Source organism: Xanthomonas axonopodis (genome assembly GCF_001304695.1).
Lineage (GTDB): Bacteria > Pseudomonadota > Gammaproteobacteria > Xanthomonadales > Xanthomonadaceae > Xanthomonas > Xanthomonas axonopodis.
The window spans coordinates 1-14,776 of sequence record NZ_JFAQ01000112.1; the positions used below are offsets into that span (position 1 = coordinate 1).

A 14,776-nucleotide genomic window follows, 5' to 3' on the forward strand; every position below is an offset into this window, starting at 1 on the left:
CCCAACCCCGTGCCGCCGCCGACCGCGACCACTGCCAGCCTGCAGGGCGATGCGGCGCGGCCGGCGGCGGCACGGGGTTGGGTGCGCAGCGAGTTGTATTTCGGCGTGGGCGAAGAGTCCGGCCCGGCCGATCGCCCGCAGACGCGCACCATCGACGAAACCCAATGGCGCGCGTTTCTGGACAAGGAAGTGACCCCGCGCTTTCCGGATGGTCTGACCGTGTTCGACGCCTACGGGCAATGGTTGTTCCGCGGCGCCAAGGAGCCGAACCGTCTGGGGACCAAGGTGCTGGTGATCCTGCACGAAGACACCCCCCAACGGCGCAACGACATCGAAGCGATCCGGCTGGCCTGGAAGCAGGCCACCGGTCACCAGTCGGTGCTGTGGTCGCGGCAGCCGGTGGAGGTGTCGTTCTGAGCAATCTTTAGGCGAGCCTCGCACTACAGGCATTTTTTTGCTGTGGTGGTGCCAGCAGCACTGTGGGGGTCATGCTGCTGCCGTTGATGCTGTGTGCGTACGCGCACAGCGCGACACGGTTCTTGACCTGCATTTGTTGCCGATGGCTTGAATCGTGGATCGCTTGGCGGCAATGAAAAATACAGCCTCCCAGCTCTGTAGCTCGTCGCGTTTTCCGCACCTGTGTAGCCGCTGTCGCCAAACATGCTGTCTTCCTGTGCGTGCAGCAATGCGTGTATCAACGCGCCAACAGAGGTTTCCCTGACGCTTCTATGGCGTCCTCATGCTCAGCGCCCGCTTCTGCTAGCGTGTTCAATCATGGAGATAGTCCGTAGCGACGAGCCGAGTGATGAATTCGACCGAATAGTCGTCATTGATGACTGCACCAAGTGGCGTCTCCTCCGCCCGTTTATCACATGTCTCATCAAACTCTACGGGCACCTGCTTGCTGTCGAACAGCGCCCGCAATTCGTTGGCTGTCGCCAGTGACGACTCGCTGCTGCTCAATCCGCCGTGCATTGCAACACGCAGCGTCAACCCCTCTTGTCGAATTTTTTTGATATAGCGCTGAATGGCGTTTATCACTTCGCCAGGCGCAAGCTCCTGCCTGGCAAATGGATAGACATGAAATACACGCACCTTCGCCCCCGGCATCGGGCGCCTGTTTCCTGGATTGATGCGTTCAGCCGCAAATGCGATCGCGATACAAGCCCCCATGCCGTCCGTGATCACTGGCGTGTTGGGCAAACTGGTGCCTGATAAGCCCAAGCTTTCCTAGACATCTCAAGGCCATTTTCCATGGCCTTGAGATGTCTAGGAAAGCTTGGGCTTATCAAGATGCTGCTAGAGCGACTGGCGGAAAAGCGCCAAGCCCTGATCACTCGGGCCGTCACCAAAGGGCTAAATTCGGATGTGCCGATGAAGCCGTCAGGCGTCAATTGGCTAGGGGAAATTCCAGTGCATTGGCATCAGTGCAGGCTACGCTTCACAGTTGCCAGAATTGAACAGGGGTGGTCGCCTCAATGCGATAGCCGGCCTGCTGGAGTGGGGTGTATTGAAGGTCAGATGTGTGAATGGCGAGAAATATAACGAATCAGAAAACAAAGTATTGCCGTTCGACATCGATCCTCTGCCCCACTACGAGGCCAAGGTTGGCGACGTACTTGTAAGTCGTGCGAATACGCGAGAGCTACTTGGTAGTGCTGCGATCGTTGACGAGACACAAGGGAAAATCATGCTTTGCGATAAGCTCTACCGGGTTGAGGTTTCAGAGGCTCTTGATCGAAATTATCTCACAGCGTTCTTGAGGTTGCCCCTGGCCAGATTTCAATATGAGCGAGAAGCCACGGGCACGAGTGGTTCTATGCAGAATATTGGTCAAGACACACTCAAGAATCTTCGTCATCCAATGCCGCCTTTTTCAGAGCAGCAGGAGATTGCGGAATGGGCAGTGCAAGTCATGCAGGAATTTATGAAGGCCGAAGATATTGTTCTGTGTACCATCGCTGTATTGAATGAACAAAGGCGGGCAGCTATAACCGCCGCCGTCACCGGCCAGCTTCCCGAACTCAACGGATAAGGATTCCGCGCATGTCCGGCCATTCCGAACACGATTTTGAAACCGCCATCGAAGTCGGTCTGCTCGCATCGGGCGGCTATGAGAAGCGCCATCCCGCTGACTACGACCAAACCCTGGCGCTGTTTCCGGTGGATGTGATCGGTTTCATTAAGGGCAGCCAGCCCACGCGCTGGCAGCAGCTTGAAACGCTGCTGGGTGCGCGGAACCAGACCACCGTGCTGGAGGCGCTGACCAAGGAACTGGAAATCAAGGGCGCGTTGCACGTGCTGCGCCATGGCTTCAAGTGCTATGGCAAGACGCTGCGCCAGGCATACTTCCGTCCAAATTCCGGAATGAATCCCGAAGCAGCGCAAAGGTATGTGCACAACCGCCTGACCATCACTCGGCAGGTGTCGTTTACCTCGGTGCTGAAGCGGCCGGACGGTAAGCCAAAGCGTTGCATCATCGACGTCACCCTGGCGGTCAACGGACTGCCGGTGGTCACGGTGGAACTGAAGAACCCCTTGACCGGTCAGGCTGCAAGCGAGGCCATTCACCAGTACCAGCATGACCGCGATGAGCGTGACAGGCTGTTCGCCTTCAAGCAGCGTGCGCTGGTGCATTTTGCCGTGGACCCGGACGAGGCCTGGATGACCACCCGGCTGAAAGGCCGCGAGACCGTGTTTCTGCCGTTCAATCGTGGTCGTGTGCATGGTGCGGGCAACCCACCCGTGGCAGGCAACTGGAAGACCCATTACTTGTGGGATGAAGTGCTGAACGCAGATAGCCTACTGGACATCTTGCAGCGCTTCATGCGCCTGGAGATCAAGGAACGCAAGATCACCACCGACAAAGGCGTGCGCACGGTGCGCAAGGAGACGATGATCTTTCCGCGCTATCACCAGCTCGACGCGGTGCGGCGACTGGTGGGCCACGCGCGTGCGCATGGCTCAGGCCACAACTACCTGGTGCAGCACTCAGCCGGGTCGGGCAAGTCCAATTCCATTGCCTGGCTGGCGCACCGGCTGGCCAGCCTGCACGACGCCCAAGAGGAAAAGGTGTTCCATTCGGTCGTGGTGGTGACCGACCGCCGCGTGCTGGATCAGCAGCTGCAGAATACGATCTACCAATTCGAGCACAAGACCGGCGTGGTGGAGAAGATCGACGACGACACCCGGCAGCTGGCGCGGGCCTTGTCTGGCGGCACGCCGATCATCATCAGCACGATCCAGAAGTTCCCCTTCATCGCCCGTGCGCTGGCGCGGCTGGAAGCCGATGGCGAGGACGTCAAGCTGGATACTGCAGGCAAGCGCTTTGCGGTCATAGTCGACGAGGCGCATTCCTCGCAGAGCGGCGAAACGGCCATGACCCTGCGCGGCATGCTCAACCGCGACGGCATTGAAGCGGCGGTGGCCGCGCAGCTGTCCGACGAAGAAGATGACGAGCTTGACGAGGCGACCCGCGCGGCGATCCTGCGTGAGGCACAGAAGCGTGCCCGCCAGCCCAACCTCAGCTTCTTTGCATTCACTGCCACGCCCAAGTTCAAGACCAAGGTGTTGTTCGATACGCCAGGGCCGTCGGGCGTGTCGCCGTTCCACGAATACAGCATGCGCCAGGCCATCGAGGAAGGCTTCATCATGGACGTGCTGGCCAACTACACTACGTACAAGCGCTTCTTTGGCTTGATCAAGCAGGTGGAGAACGACCCGCAGGTATCGCGCAAGCAGGCAGCCAAGGCGCTGACCCGGTACATGGAGCTGCACCCGGTCAACATTGAGCAGGTGGTGTCGGTGATCGTGGAGCACTTCCGTCTGCACGTGATGCATGAACTGGGCGGCCGTGCCAAGGCGATGGTGGTCACGGGCTCCCGGCTGGCGGCAGTGAAGTACAAGCTGGCCTTCGACCGTTACATCAAGGACAACCGCTACGAGGGCATTCGCTCGCTGGTTGCTTTTTCCGGAACGGTGGAAGACCCGGAGGATCCGGGTGCGAGCTACACCGAAGTAGCCATGAATGACGGCCTGGCAGAAAGCGAGTTGCCGGAAGCCTTCGAGCGCGACGATTACCGCGTGCTGCTGGTGGCCGAAAAGTACCAAACCGGTTTCGACCAGCCGCTACTGCAGACCATGTACGTCGTCAAGAAGTTGGCTGGCGTGCAGGCGGTGCAAACGCTGTCGCGGCTCAACCGCATGGCGCCGGGCAAGAAGCGCACGCTGGTGCTGGATTTCGTGAACAAGGAAGAGGACATCCATAAGGCGTTCAAGCCGTACTATGAAAGCACGCCGATTGGCGAGAATGCGGGACCGGAAAAGCTGTCCGAACTCCAGCACAAGCTGCTGGCGCCGGCGATCTTTGCTCCGGCTGACGTGGATGCCTTCGCGCAAGCCTGGTACCGCCCGAAGCGCGAGCATTCCGGTAGCGACCACAAGCAGATGAATGCAGTGCTGGATGCTGTCGTGCAGCGCTTCAAGATGGAGGTAGAGGCGAAGCAGGACGAGTTTCGCGGGCTGCTGATGGCTTACCGCAATCTGTATGCCTTTCTGTCGCAGATCGTGCCTTATCAGGACAGTGATCTGGAAAAACTCTACACGTTCGTGCGCAACCTGATGACCAAGCTGCCGCCTGCCGACAATGGCAAGGCGTTCGTGCTGGATGATGAAGTGAGCTTGCGCTACTACCGGATGCAGCAACTCACCGATGGCTCCATCGATTTGGCGCAAGGCCAGCTGTATTCGCTGAAGGGTCCCACTGATGTTGGCACGTCACGTGTGGCAGATGAGCAACTACCGCTGTCGAGCCTTGTAGAGAAACTGAATACTCGATTCGGTACCGACTTCAACGAGGCAGATCAGCTGTTCTTTGATCAGATCAAAGTGTCCGCTGAAGCCAGCGAACAGATCAAGGAGGCTGCAAGGGCAAATAATCTGAGCGACTTCACTGCGTACCTGGGACGAGTGCTTGATGAGCTGTTCATTGAGCGAATGGAGGGCAACGAAGAGATTTTCGCAAGGATCATGACCGATCGTGAGTTCAGGTCTGCGACTAGCGAACATCTGGCTTTCGAAATTTTTGAGAAATCGCGTGGTTTCTTGGCTGGTGACAGCCCTACTTCATAGGCCCGTTGGGGGAAGTCGGCTCGTTCAAGCATCTTGACGTGCCACCCAACCAGTAGCACGATCACCCCACGGAGCCTCGAAACTCCGCACACAGCGGTACCCACCTCCGTCATGTCGGTGGTTTTTTTGTGCCTGCATGTTATGGGGTGCAACCGACGCGATGCTCTGCGTCGGGAGGGCGGCTAATACAACACCCGCAAGGGGAATACGCCCGCCGGCTGTGTGCGGTTTCGAGCCTCCCGACTTCCCTTCCGCCGCCTTGCGGCGGGCGGGCGGATTCCATGGAATGAGGAGCAGGCCATGTCGGACGTTGTACGCAATGCGCAGTCACACCCGGGCTACTACCTGCCAGAAGGCGCGCAATACCGTTTGCAGCAGCTGCGCGACCATATGCGATTTCTGGCGCGTCTGGCGCAGCCGCGCACGCAGGCAGAAGAGCAGGCGCGGCAGCCGGCCATCTGTATGGACGAGTTGGCGTTCTGTCTGGAGCTGCTGGCTGAGCAGGTGGGCCGGGTGCTGGACGATGTGGAGTGCGCTGTCATCGAAGGCACGCATCCACTGCCATGACGTGTTGTGCCGTCTGGATCACCGCCAAATGGACGCATTGATCGGCACGCGTAAGGCAGTACGCAGCGGTGCGGATTGAATGCCCGAGTCAGCGCTGAAGTTGCGGGTGTGCATGCGCCTTTGCCTCGCTCGTTCAACCCCGCAAGCACCTATCACCCAGCCACTACACGTGACGCGGTCGATCGGTTCACGCTCACCTGTAACCGAGGGTGCTGCTAAAAAGAAGGCAAGCGCTTCAGTTTTTCATAGGTGCGATGCATCCGGTCACGGGGCGGCAGCGGCGGTTCGGTAAAAATGGGTCGCGCAGCAGGATCTCGGCCTTGGTGCGCTCGCCGGTTCCATCGTCCAGCATCCTGTTGAAGAAGCGCACCACCGCGCGCTTGTGGTCGGCGGGCAGGGCCTGCAATGCATCCATGAAGGGGAAGGTGTCTGCGGTCTTGGCGCGATTGATCCCGATCATGCCCATGTTGTAGTCGGGGCGCTTGAGAACGTGCACCAGCAGTTGCGCCACGCTATAGACATCGCGCGCATGCCTGGCAGGGGTGCTCAAGTCGTAAAAGCCCGGTGTGCCGCCGCGGTTTGGGTCGCCTTCTTCTGAGCCGAGCCCCATGTCGATCAGCCGAAAGATCTTCATGGGTTGGTCGTACATGACGTTGTTGTGCGAAATGTCCTGATGCACGATGCCGGCGTCTTCGCAGCAGGCGATCCCCACCAGTACATCGGCCATCAGCTGCCGGGCCAGGCCGAGATACTCCATTGCGGTGATGGCGCCTTGCTGCAGCGCTCTGCGTGCGCGGCCAATCACGCTGCGCACGCTGATGCCGTCGATTTTCTCCAGCAGAATGCCGAATGTGTGTTCGATCTGCACCACGCCGTGGGCGCGCACGATATACGGCACCGCATCGACCGACCTGATCATTTGATACTCCTGGAAGATCATGGCTTTGCGCGCAGTGATCGGTTCCTGCAGCGCCTGTGCGTCTGCAACGGTGACAGGGTCGTACAGTGTCGGTGGGATCGGCTGTTGCGAGTCCATGTGCAAGAAGGCCTTGAAGATGAAGTCGCGTCCGCAATTTTGCCCGTCCTGCCAGAAATCTTCGGCCAGCCGAACCGCGTAGGTCGAGGCGGATGCGCCTCTGCCGACGGTTGGCATTGCGTGCAGCGTTGCTGCCGTGCCTGCGTGCCAGGTTTCCAGCGTCAACTTGAGAAAACCACTGTCTACATCCACGGCGCCGGGCTTCAACGCCGAGAGCTTCTGGATCAAGTCCGGGCGTTCGGATCGGCTGGTCAGCGATTTCACCAGGCGCGGGCTCAGCACGACGTGCTGCCGGGCATGACGCATCTCGCTGACTAGCCGCCGTGCGTTGCGCAAATTCTGGAATGCATCGCTGCTGTCGGCGCCCGCAAGCGCCGATGTGCGCGGCGGCGTCTCCAGTAGGCAGGCCCAGGTCGGTGAACCGGGCTGCGGGCCGAGACGGGGGCTGCGGCCGGTGACAGGCGTCGTTGGCGAATCGCTGCTGGATGAGGACCAGGTTTGCGGTGCCAACGATGCCTGCAGACGGGGCACCATGACGTGCAGGCGCGTACTTTGATCGGCGAGCACGCCGGTGGTGCTTCTTCTTTTTTCCAACAGATTGAGCGGATGGTCTGCGACGGGAGGGGGCAGTGTGTGCTGCTCGGGCACCGCGCTCTGCGTCTGCGCGTATCGCTGTGGAAGGGAGAGGGAGGTTGCCGGAGATCTGTTTCATGGTCGAGGACAGGGTGGTCAACGATCAGGGGGGGGCGGATCTGGCGGTTCGCGTGCAACACGCGGCATGCAGCGGCTGGAGTGATCCCGCTGGCACCAGGAGCCACTCAGCAGCGAAGCCGGCTGCGTCACTCTCGGCATCATTGAGGCAGTGGTGCATGCATAGGGCGCAATGCACGAAGCAGTGCAGGCGTGGGCGAAGTTGCGGCGGGGCTGCACGTCCTGGCATCTGGCATGGCGAGTCCGGCGCCGGATGTGGCGGCGAACGCGCACTTTCAACACGATCGCCAGCCGCCCTGGCCGTTTGCCTGCAGCGATGCGCTGGTGCGGGCTTGGAACGCTTGCGCACTTTGGCATGCGCGGCGCCGCTTGTTTCGTGTCCGGCCATGGTTTTTCGGCCGGATGCCGCATGCCCGATCACGCTGGGGAACAATGGCGCGCATCCCTAGCGGAGAGGTGAGCATGCAACCTGTAGCGTTGACGTCCGCCACGCGCCGAGGCGCCAGGCGCGAGCAAGCAAGAGGGCATGACCGTGGCAGATGCCGGCCCGTCTGCACCGGCCAGCGACCCGCATGCCAATACGCAACTGGCCCAGAGCCTGCCACGGCGGCCCGTCCGCGAGGCGCCGCTCAGGGAGCCTCGCACGCCCCTTGGCGTCCACGTCGCCAATGCAGGGCGCGCGATCGCGCATGTGGGCGCCGCTGGGGCCACAGTTTGGGGAGCGTTTGCCGCGCTCCAGGCACCTGCCGCGGTGGCATACGCGGCTACTTCAACGATGACCTGTATTACAAGAATCTTGCTGTGGTGAGTGGCTGCCAGGTAGTGGGAGCGCTGGTCGCATTCTTGGGGATGAGGGGGCCGATGTGATGGCGGCGCGTTATGTGCAGGCCCAGGCCGGGCGGCACGAAGTGCCGACCAAGGCGCAGCGGGCAAGCGAGTTGGGAACAACCGAGGCCTGCCTGGATGAGACGGTGGACATGGTGACCAGATTGGACGCCGACCATCCCGGTCCTGCCATGAACGAAGGCGAGCGGCTGGCATTGGCCAGGGATCTGCTGAACCTCATCACGGTAGAACGTGCCCGTCTGCCGCCAGCCCTATGGCGGGCAGTGAGCGGTGCTGGCAATGATGCGCATGCTCTGGTCACCCGGCTCCTGCAGGCAGCCCGAGCGCGGGCTGCGGAAGAGGCGTCCACCTCGTCGGCACAGTGAGCGCGCCTGCGTGCAAGATGCCGGGGGCGCGCCCGGCAGTGGCCGGGCAAGTGCTGCTTCAGGACTACACCGGCGCCGACGTGCACATGGTGCGCGATTGCACCGGGTTCGACGCGCGGTACTAGATCGTCAGCACATGACCAGCAGTTGGTCGTCCAGCAGGGCGCTTGGGCTGGATTGGCCATGCCTGCCATCCAATGTCAGCAACGCGGTGCGCGTTTCGCCCTCGGTCACGCTTCTTCGGCCAATGCCGCGCGTTGTTGATTGCGCAACAGAACAATGCGGTTCCATCCATCGATGCGAGGTGATGTATGCGTCCTGTGGCAATGACGACGGCGGTGCGCAGGGGTGCGAGACAGGGTCAGGAAGAGAGGGGTGCCGAGTCCGATGCCGGCCCCTCTGCACGTGTTCACGACCCGCATGCCAATACGCAGCTGGCCCAGGCTCTGCCACGGCGGCCTGTACGTGAGGCGCCTCTCAGGCCGGCCTGGGAGGCTGTCGACCAGGTTGCGCAGCCGCAGGAACCAGCCGCTGGGCTGCGCGTGGCCCACTTTGTACACGACGCAGCGGAGACTGCTGCGCTGGGCGCTGGGCGCTGGGCTCGTGTTCGCTATTGGCTTGACCCAGTTTTACGTCTCCGGGGGGAAAAGCGGCTTCGCGGTCGACCCCAGCTATAACGAGAGGGTCGCTTCAGAAGGTGCAAAGACGATGCTTGGCGCGGCGGCGGCATACGGTGGCTCCAAGGCCATCAAGTCTCTCGCTTCCTGGTACATACGCACCCAAACACCAGGGCAAAAAACCCTGCGGGCGCGGGAATTGGGGGCCACCGAAGCGTGTCTGGATGCGGCGGTCGAGATGGTGACCACGCCGGATGACGACAATGCCGGCCCTGCCATGAACGAAGGCGAGCGGCTGGCATTGGCCAGGGATCTGCTGAACCTCATGACGGTGAAGCGTTCTCGCTTGCCGCCGGAACTGTGGAACGCGGCCAGCGGTGTTGGCAGCGATGCGCACAAGTTGGTCACCCAGCTTTTGCAGGCAGCCAGGGCCCGTGCAGCAGAGGAAGCATCGACGTCGTCGGCAGATTGAACGCGCGCTGGCAGCTGGCCGGAGCGCGGCCGACAATCGCCGGGCCGTGCTGCTTCAGGACTCCACCGGCGCCGACTTGAGGATGCCCGACAAACTCTCGCGCAGGATCAGCTGCAGATGCATGCGGTTGAGTTCCATGCCGCTGGTCATCACGCTGTGCAGGCCGCCGCACATGGCGGCGACGGCGAACACGCGGGCCTGGAATTCCTGTTCGCTGCTGGCGGTGTCGGTGTGGCCGCGAAGCAGGCGCTTGAGCAGTGCGCTGAGGTGTTCGATCAGCGATGCGCTCTGCCGGCGCATGAAGGCGGCCAGCACCGGGTCGCGTAGCGTGGCCAGGTGCAGCTCCAGGTCGATGCGGGTGCGCTTGATGTTGATTTCCTGCAGCAGCCAGTCTTCGAGCAGGCCGGCGATGAAGTCCACCACGTGCACGTTGGCCGGGCGTTCCACCAGCCACATCTGACGAATGGCGCGCATGTAGTTGCGCTCGAGCAATGCGCGCACCAGCGCGTCCTTCGTCTTCGAAGCGCTGCAGCAGGCTGCCGCATGACAGACGGGTGCGTTCGGCGATGAGTTCGAAGCTGGTGGCCGAAAGGCCGATCTCGTCGATGCAGTGTTCGGCTGCGTCCAATACGTCGTCTAGCAGGAGCTCTTCGCGCTGTTTTGCGGTGCGCAGCTGAAGGACGTTGGACATGGGCGAGCGAGGTGTCGGGGGCCTGCAGTATACCGAGACAGGGCTACGCCTCCGTTGGAGCCACGCTGGTCTGTGCGCTGGCGCATGTTCCTTGCAGCGTGCGCCCTGTGCGGGCTCATGCATGACACCGGTGGCGCGGCGGCGCATGGCCGCAGGCATGGTCGACCACCTGTTTACGGCGGCTGTGCGACACGTGGTGGCGACGTGATGCAGGAGATGGGTGTGAGTGAGAACAGTGCGGTTGCGGGGGTGTCGGCGCAGTGGCCAGCGCGCCTGTGGGTGGTGCGGCATGGGCAAAGTGCGGGCAACGTGGCGCGCGATGTGGCCGAGTCCAATGGCGCGACGTTGATCGACCTGGAGCATCGCGATGCAGATGTGCCGCTGTCGGAGCTGGGCGAGCGCCAGGCCGAGGCATTGGGCGCGTGGATGGCTGGGCTTCCCGAACACGAGCGGCCGACCTTGATCCTGAGTTCCACCTACGTGCGCGCGCGGCAAACCGCCGCTGCGGTGGCGCGTGCGCTCGGCCAGCCGGCCGATGCGGTCAGCGTGGACGAGCGGCTGCGCGAGAAGGAATTCGGCGTGCTCGACCGGTACACCACGGTCGGCATCCTGGCGACGTTTCCGGAGCTGGCCGAGCAGCGCAAGCTGGTGGGCAAGTTCTATTTTCGCCCGCCTGGTGGCGAGAGCTGGTGCGATGTGATCTTTCGGTTGCGCAGCATCGTGGGCGACCTGCAGCGCAATCATGTGGGTGCGCGCGTGCTGATCGTGGGGCACCAGGTGATCGTCAATTGCTTGCGTTACCTGATCGAGCGGATGGACGAGGCCACCATCCTGGCCATCGACCGCGAAGGCGATGTGCCGAACTGTGGCGTCACCGAATATGCGGCCGCGGCCGATGGGCAATCGCTGCAACTGGTGCGCACCAAGTTCGTGCCCCCAGAGCTGGCCGATGAGCCGGTGATCACCGAATCCGACCGCCCGGCCGGAGCGCGCTGATGGCTGCCACACGCCTTCGCACGCTGACCGCTGCCGCGCTGCGTGCGATGCCGTTGCCATCGCCGGGCGGCGACAAGGAGCAGCGGGGGCGCGTGTTGGTGGTCGGTGGGTCGATGCGCGTGCCCGGTGCGGCATTGCTGGCCGGAGAAGCCGCGTTGCGCGCGGGCGCCGGCAAATTGCAGATCGCCACCGCTGCCAGCGTGGCGCCGGCCATGGCCCTGGCGGTGCCAGAGGCGCTGGTGCTGGGGCTGGGGCAGAACGGGCAGGGCGAGATTACGCGCGGGCATCGTGCGTTGGACGCGGCGCTGGCGGCCTGCGACGCGGCCGTGATCGGCCCGGGCATGGCGTCGACCACGACGACAACGGCGCTGGTCAAGCTGGCCGCTGCCAAGGCGGTCTGTACCTTGTGCTGGACGCCGGTGCGTTAGTGCGCAGCTTGCGCGCGCCGGCCGGGCGCCCCTTCGTGCTGACGCCGCATGCCGGCGAAATGGCAACGCTCGCCGGCGATGACAAGGCTGCAGTGGAAGCGGCGCCCGGCGGGTACGCATTGGCCTTCGCACGGAAGATGCGCAGCGTGGTGATCGTCAAGGGCGCGGACAGTTTCATCGCCGGGCCCGACGGTGCGTTGTGGGTGCATCGTGGTGGTGTGCCCGGGCTGGGCACGTCGGGCTCTGGCGACACCTTGGCTGGCCTGATTGCAGGTTTCGCTGCACGGGGCAGCGATGCATTGACCGCAGCGCTATGGGGCGTGTTCGTGCATGCGGCTGCGGGCAGGCAGCTCGCAAAGCGCATCGGCACGGTGGGCTTTTTGGCGCGCGAGATTCCGCCGGAAGTGCCAGGCATCCTGGATCGTTTGGCGCGTAGGTGATTTAGCCCCTCTCCAAGACGGCAGAGGAGCATGTTGGCGCTGCAGCTGAGCCCTTCGCGCGCTGGGAGAGGGGTGAGGGTACGGGTGCTGGGATTGGTGCAGATTGAGGTCTTTTATTTCTCGCTGTTTGTGATGCATCACGCGCCGCCGGCACCGCCACGTGCGCACGTACCCTCATCCGGCGCTGTGCGCCACCTTCTCCCGAGGGGAGAAGGGAAGGTCGATTCGCGCTTGCGCTCGTTTGTCGTGCGATGTTGCGGCGCGCTGGTCGGTTAGGCTTGCGCGATCTACCTGGGAGGGTGCGCGGTGAAGCGAGCGATGACGTGGTCGGTGGTGGGAATGCTGGGGATGGGGCTTGGCACGGTGAGCAGCGCGAGCGTGGCAACGGCGGCCGTGGCACCCGCGGCGACACCAGCAGCGTCGGATGCGAGCTCGCCAGCGCGCAGCGATGGCGCATTGCGTATCTACACCAGCTCTCAAGGCGCCACGCAGCAAATGCGCGCCAGCACGGCGGCCGCTCCTGTCGCCGGGCATGCATTGACCGAAAAAGAAAATTCCATCTTCGTCAATCCGCAGCGGCAGTTTCAGCACGTGCTGGGCATCGGCGGTGCGATCACCGATTCCAGCGCAGAGACCTTTGCCACGCTGCCCAAGCGTACGCAACGTGCGTTGCTCACGGCCTACTACGATCCGCAGCAGGGCATCGGCTACACGCTGGCGCGCACCACCATCCATAGCTCGGATTTCAGTAGCGGCAGCTACACCTACATCAAGGAGGGCGACGCGGCGCTGGAGAGTTTTTCGGTCAAGCACGACGCCAAGTACCGCATCCCGATGTTGCGCCAGGCGATTGCGGCGGCCGGTGGTAAGCTGACCACCTTTGCCAGCCCGTGGAGTGCGCCGGCCTTCATGAAAGACAGCAAGACCATGCTCAAGGGCGGCAAGCTATTGCCGGAGTACGCACAGGCCTGGGCAAGCTACTACACGCGGTTTATCGCGGCATACGAAAAAGCGGGCATCCCGATCTGGGGCATCAGCCTGCAAAACGAGCCCATGGCGGTGCAGACCTGGGAGTCGATGCTGTTTTCGGCCGAGGAAGAGCGCGACTTCTTGAAGAATCACCTCGGGCCCACCATGGCAAGCGCCGGCTACGGCGATCGCAAGATCATCGTGTGGGACCACAACCGCGACATGATGGTGCACCGCGCGCATGTGATCTTCGACGATCCGGAGGCGGCAAGATATGCGTGGGGCATGGGCTTTCATTGGTACGAAACCTGGGCCGGATTCGAGCCGATGGTGGAAAACGTGGCGGCAGTGGCGCAGGCCTATCCGGACAAGCACCTGCTGTTGACCGAAGCGGCGGTGGAAAAGTTCGACCCGGCCAAGTTGCAGTATTGGCCCAATGGCGAACGCTACGGCACGGCCATCATCAACGACTTCAATCATGGCGCAGTGGGCTGGACGGACTGGAACATTCTGCTCGACCAACATGGTGGGCCGAACCATGTGGGCAATTACTGCTTTGCGCCGGTGCATGCCGATACGCGCACCGGCGAGGTGACCTATACGCCGAGCTATTGGTATATCGGGCACTTTTCCAAATTCATCCGGCCGGGCGCACGGCGGGTCAGCGCCGCCAGCAGCCGTAGCAATCTGGCGACCACCGCGTTTCTCAACACCGATGGCAGCCTGGCCATGGTGGTCATGAATGCCAGCGACGTGGCGATTGCTTACAACCTGTATGTGGGAGAGGCATCCAGCACGTTGGAAATTCCCGCGCATGCGATCCAGACAGTGGTATTAGCGCAGTAAGCGAATCGACGCACTTGGTCGAGCTGCGCTCTGGCGCAGCCGCATCCGCTAGGCGGTCTCCTCCTGCCGATGGGGGAAGGAGCCTGCCGATAGCAAGCTGGTGCAGGGGCAATAGGTGCTGCGTTGCGATTATTCGCCATCCACGGCAAGCGCCGCGTGGATCAGCGCCAGGTGGCTCAGGCCCTGCGGTACGTTGCCCAAGGCGGCGCCAGTGGCGGTGTCCAGCATCTCGGGCATCAAGGCGACATCGTTGCCCAGCTGTTCCAGCAACTGTTCGATCAAGCGCTTGGCTTCGGCGCGCTCGCCGAGCAGGCCATAGGCTTCCACCAGCCAGAACGAGCAGGCGATAAATGCCCCTTCGCGTTGCTGCATGCCACTGTAGCGGTGCAGCAATGCGTCGCTGCCGAGTTCCGAGGCAATGGCATCGCGGGTGGCGATCATGCGCTCGCGGCGCGGCCCGCCCAGCCCAAAGCGCGAGGCCAACAGCAGGCTCGCGTCGAGGTCGTCGGTGCCCGCGTAGAAGGCGTACGCCTGCTTGGCGTCTGACCAGCAGTGCATGTCGATCCAGTCGAGATCCGTGCCTGTTCGTGCTCCCACCGCGGCAGCATCGCGGTGGACAGATGGCCGGCCTTGGCCAGCTCGCTGGCGCGGCGCAGCGCCAG

General features: G+C 62.5%; 8 protein-coding genes and 7 pseudogenes. 10 read left to right on the forward strand and 5 right to left on the reverse strand.

Going from position 1 to position 14,776, the window contains the following annotated elements; all coding sequences use genetic code 11:
* Positions 1-9 precede the first annotated feature (9 nt).
* Entirely contained in the window at positions 10-417 is a 408-nt protein-coding gene (locus XAXN_RS11135; protein ID WP_134984874.1) for a DUF3574 domain-containing protein, read from the forward strand.
* A 132-nt stretch (positions 418-549) separates the two neighbouring features.
* On the opposite strand, the pseudogene XAXN_RS21265 reads toward XAXN_RS11135, so the two are convergent.
* A pseudogene (locus XAXN_RS21265) lies at positions 550-692 on the reverse strand (IS5/IS1182 family transposase); the annotation flags it as partial.
* Between the two features lie 76 nt (positions 693-768).
* Positions 769-1,224, reverse strand: a complete 456-nt coding sequence (gene xopAF, locus XAXN_RS11140) for a XopAF/AvrXv3 family type III secretion system effector (protein WP_342364470.1) — start codon at positions 1,222-1,224, stop codon at positions 769-771.
* Between the two features lie 223 nt (positions 1,225-1,447).
* Here xopAF and XAXN_RS11145 point away from each other — a divergent pair, with 223 nt between their 5' ends.
* The 3 genes from XAXN_RS11145 to XAXN_RS11155 all read left to right on the forward strand — a co-directional run bounded on the left by XAXN_RS11145 (position 1,448) and on the right by XAXN_RS11155 (position 5,697).
* The gene (locus XAXN_RS11145; protein WP_167694784.1) at positions 1,448-2,035 is read left to right on the forward strand and encodes a restriction endonuclease subunit S; all 588 of its coding nucleotides are present in this window, start codon (positions 1,448-1,450) and stop codon (positions 2,033-2,035) included.
* 11 nt (positions 2,036-2,046) lie between these two features.
* Positions 2,047-5,130: a type I restriction endonuclease subunit R gene (locus XAXN_RS11150; protein WP_134984873.1), complete on the forward strand. Its 3,084-nt coding sequence runs from the start codon at positions 2,047-2,049 to the stop codon at positions 5,128-5,130.
* Positions 5,131-5,430: 300 nt separating this feature from the next.
* Positions 5,431-5,697, forward strand: a complete 267-nt coding sequence (locus XAXN_RS11155; protein ID WP_054319600.1) for an XAC0095 family protein — start codon at positions 5,431-5,433, stop codon at positions 5,695-5,697.
* 215 nt (positions 5,698-5,912) lie between these two features.
* Here XAXN_RS11155 and xopAU read toward each other — a convergent pair.
* Positions 5,913-7,466, reverse strand: a pseudogene (xopAU, locus tag XAXN_RS23095) (XopAU family type III secretion system effector serine/threonine kinase).
* 410 nt (positions 7,467-7,876) lie between these two features.
* On the opposite strand from xopAU, the pseudogene xopAV (XAXN_RS11165) reads away from it, so the two are divergent.
* The 3 genes and pseudogenes from xopAV (XAXN_RS11165) (at position 7,877) to xopAV (XAXN_RS11175) (ending at position 9,744) form a co-directional block, all read left to right on the forward strand.
* A pseudogene (gene xopAV / locus XAXN_RS11165) lies at positions 7,877-8,655 on the forward strand (type III secretion system effector XopAV).
* Positions 8,652-8,780, forward strand: coding sequence for a hypothetical protein (locus XAXN_RS23410; protein ID WP_280631815.1), 129 nt, complete (start codon positions 8,652-8,654; stop codon positions 8,778-8,780). The pseudogene xopAV (XAXN_RS11165) and the gene XAXN_RS23410 overlap by 4 nt, the downstream one beginning before the upstream one ends.
* Positions 8,781-8,981: 201 nt before the next feature.
* Positions 8,982-9,744: pseudogene (gene xopAV / locus XAXN_RS11175) on the forward strand (type III secretion system effector XopAV).
* A 54-nt stretch (positions 9,745-9,798) separates the two neighbouring features.
* On the opposite strand, the pseudogene XAXN_RS11180 reads toward xopAV (XAXN_RS11175), so the two are convergent.
* Positions 9,799-10,435, reverse strand: a pseudogene (locus XAXN_RS11180) (TetR/AcrR family transcriptional regulator).
* A gap of 216 nt (positions 10,436-10,651) precedes the next feature.
* Here XAXN_RS11180 and XAXN_RS11185 point away from each other — a divergent pair.
* The 3 genes and pseudogenes from XAXN_RS11185 to XAXN_RS11195 all read left to right on the forward strand — a co-directional run bounded on the left by XAXN_RS11185 (position 10,652) and on the right by XAXN_RS11195 (position 14,114).
* Positions 10,652-11,431: a histidine phosphatase family protein gene (locus XAXN_RS11185; RefSeq protein ID WP_054319601.1), complete on the forward strand. Its 780-nt coding sequence runs from the start codon at positions 10,652-10,654 to the stop codon at positions 11,429-11,431.
* Positions 11,431-12,299, forward strand: a pseudogene (locus tag XAXN_RS11190) (NAD(P)H-hydrate dehydratase). The gene XAXN_RS11185 and the pseudogene XAXN_RS11190 overlap by 1 nt, the downstream one beginning before the upstream one ends.
* 339 nt (positions 12,300-12,638) lie before the next feature.
* Positions 12,639-14,114, forward strand: a complete 1,476-nt coding sequence (locus XAXN_RS11195; RefSeq protein WP_054319602.1) for a glycoside hydrolase family 30 protein — start codon at positions 12,639-12,641, stop codon at positions 14,112-14,114.
* 129 nt (positions 14,115-14,243) lie between these two features.
* On the opposite strand, the pseudogene XAXN_RS11200 reads toward XAXN_RS11195, so the two are convergent.
* A pseudogene (locus XAXN_RS11200) lies at positions 14,244-14,776 on the reverse strand (glycoside hydrolase family 15 protein); the annotation flags it as partial.

What these genes read in the sequence shown, in the direction of transcription:
- XAXN_RS11185 (WP_054319601.1), top strand. Translation starts at nt 10,652, where the DNA reads ATGGGTGTGAGTGAGAACAGTGCGGTTGCGGGGGTGTCGGCGCAGTGG.
- XAXN_RS11150 (WP_134984873.1), top strand. Translation starts at nt 2,047, where the DNA reads ATGTCCGGCCATTCCGAACACGATTTTGAAACCGCCATCGAAGTCGGT.
- XAXN_RS11155 (WP_054319600.1), top strand. Translation starts at nt 5,431, where the DNA reads ATGTCGGACGTTGTACGCAATGCGCAGTCACACCCGGGCTACTACCTG.
- XAXN_RS11195 (WP_054319602.1), top strand. Translation starts at nt 12,639, where the DNA reads ATGCTGGGGATGGGGCTTGGCACGGTGAGCAGCGCGAGCGTGGCAACG.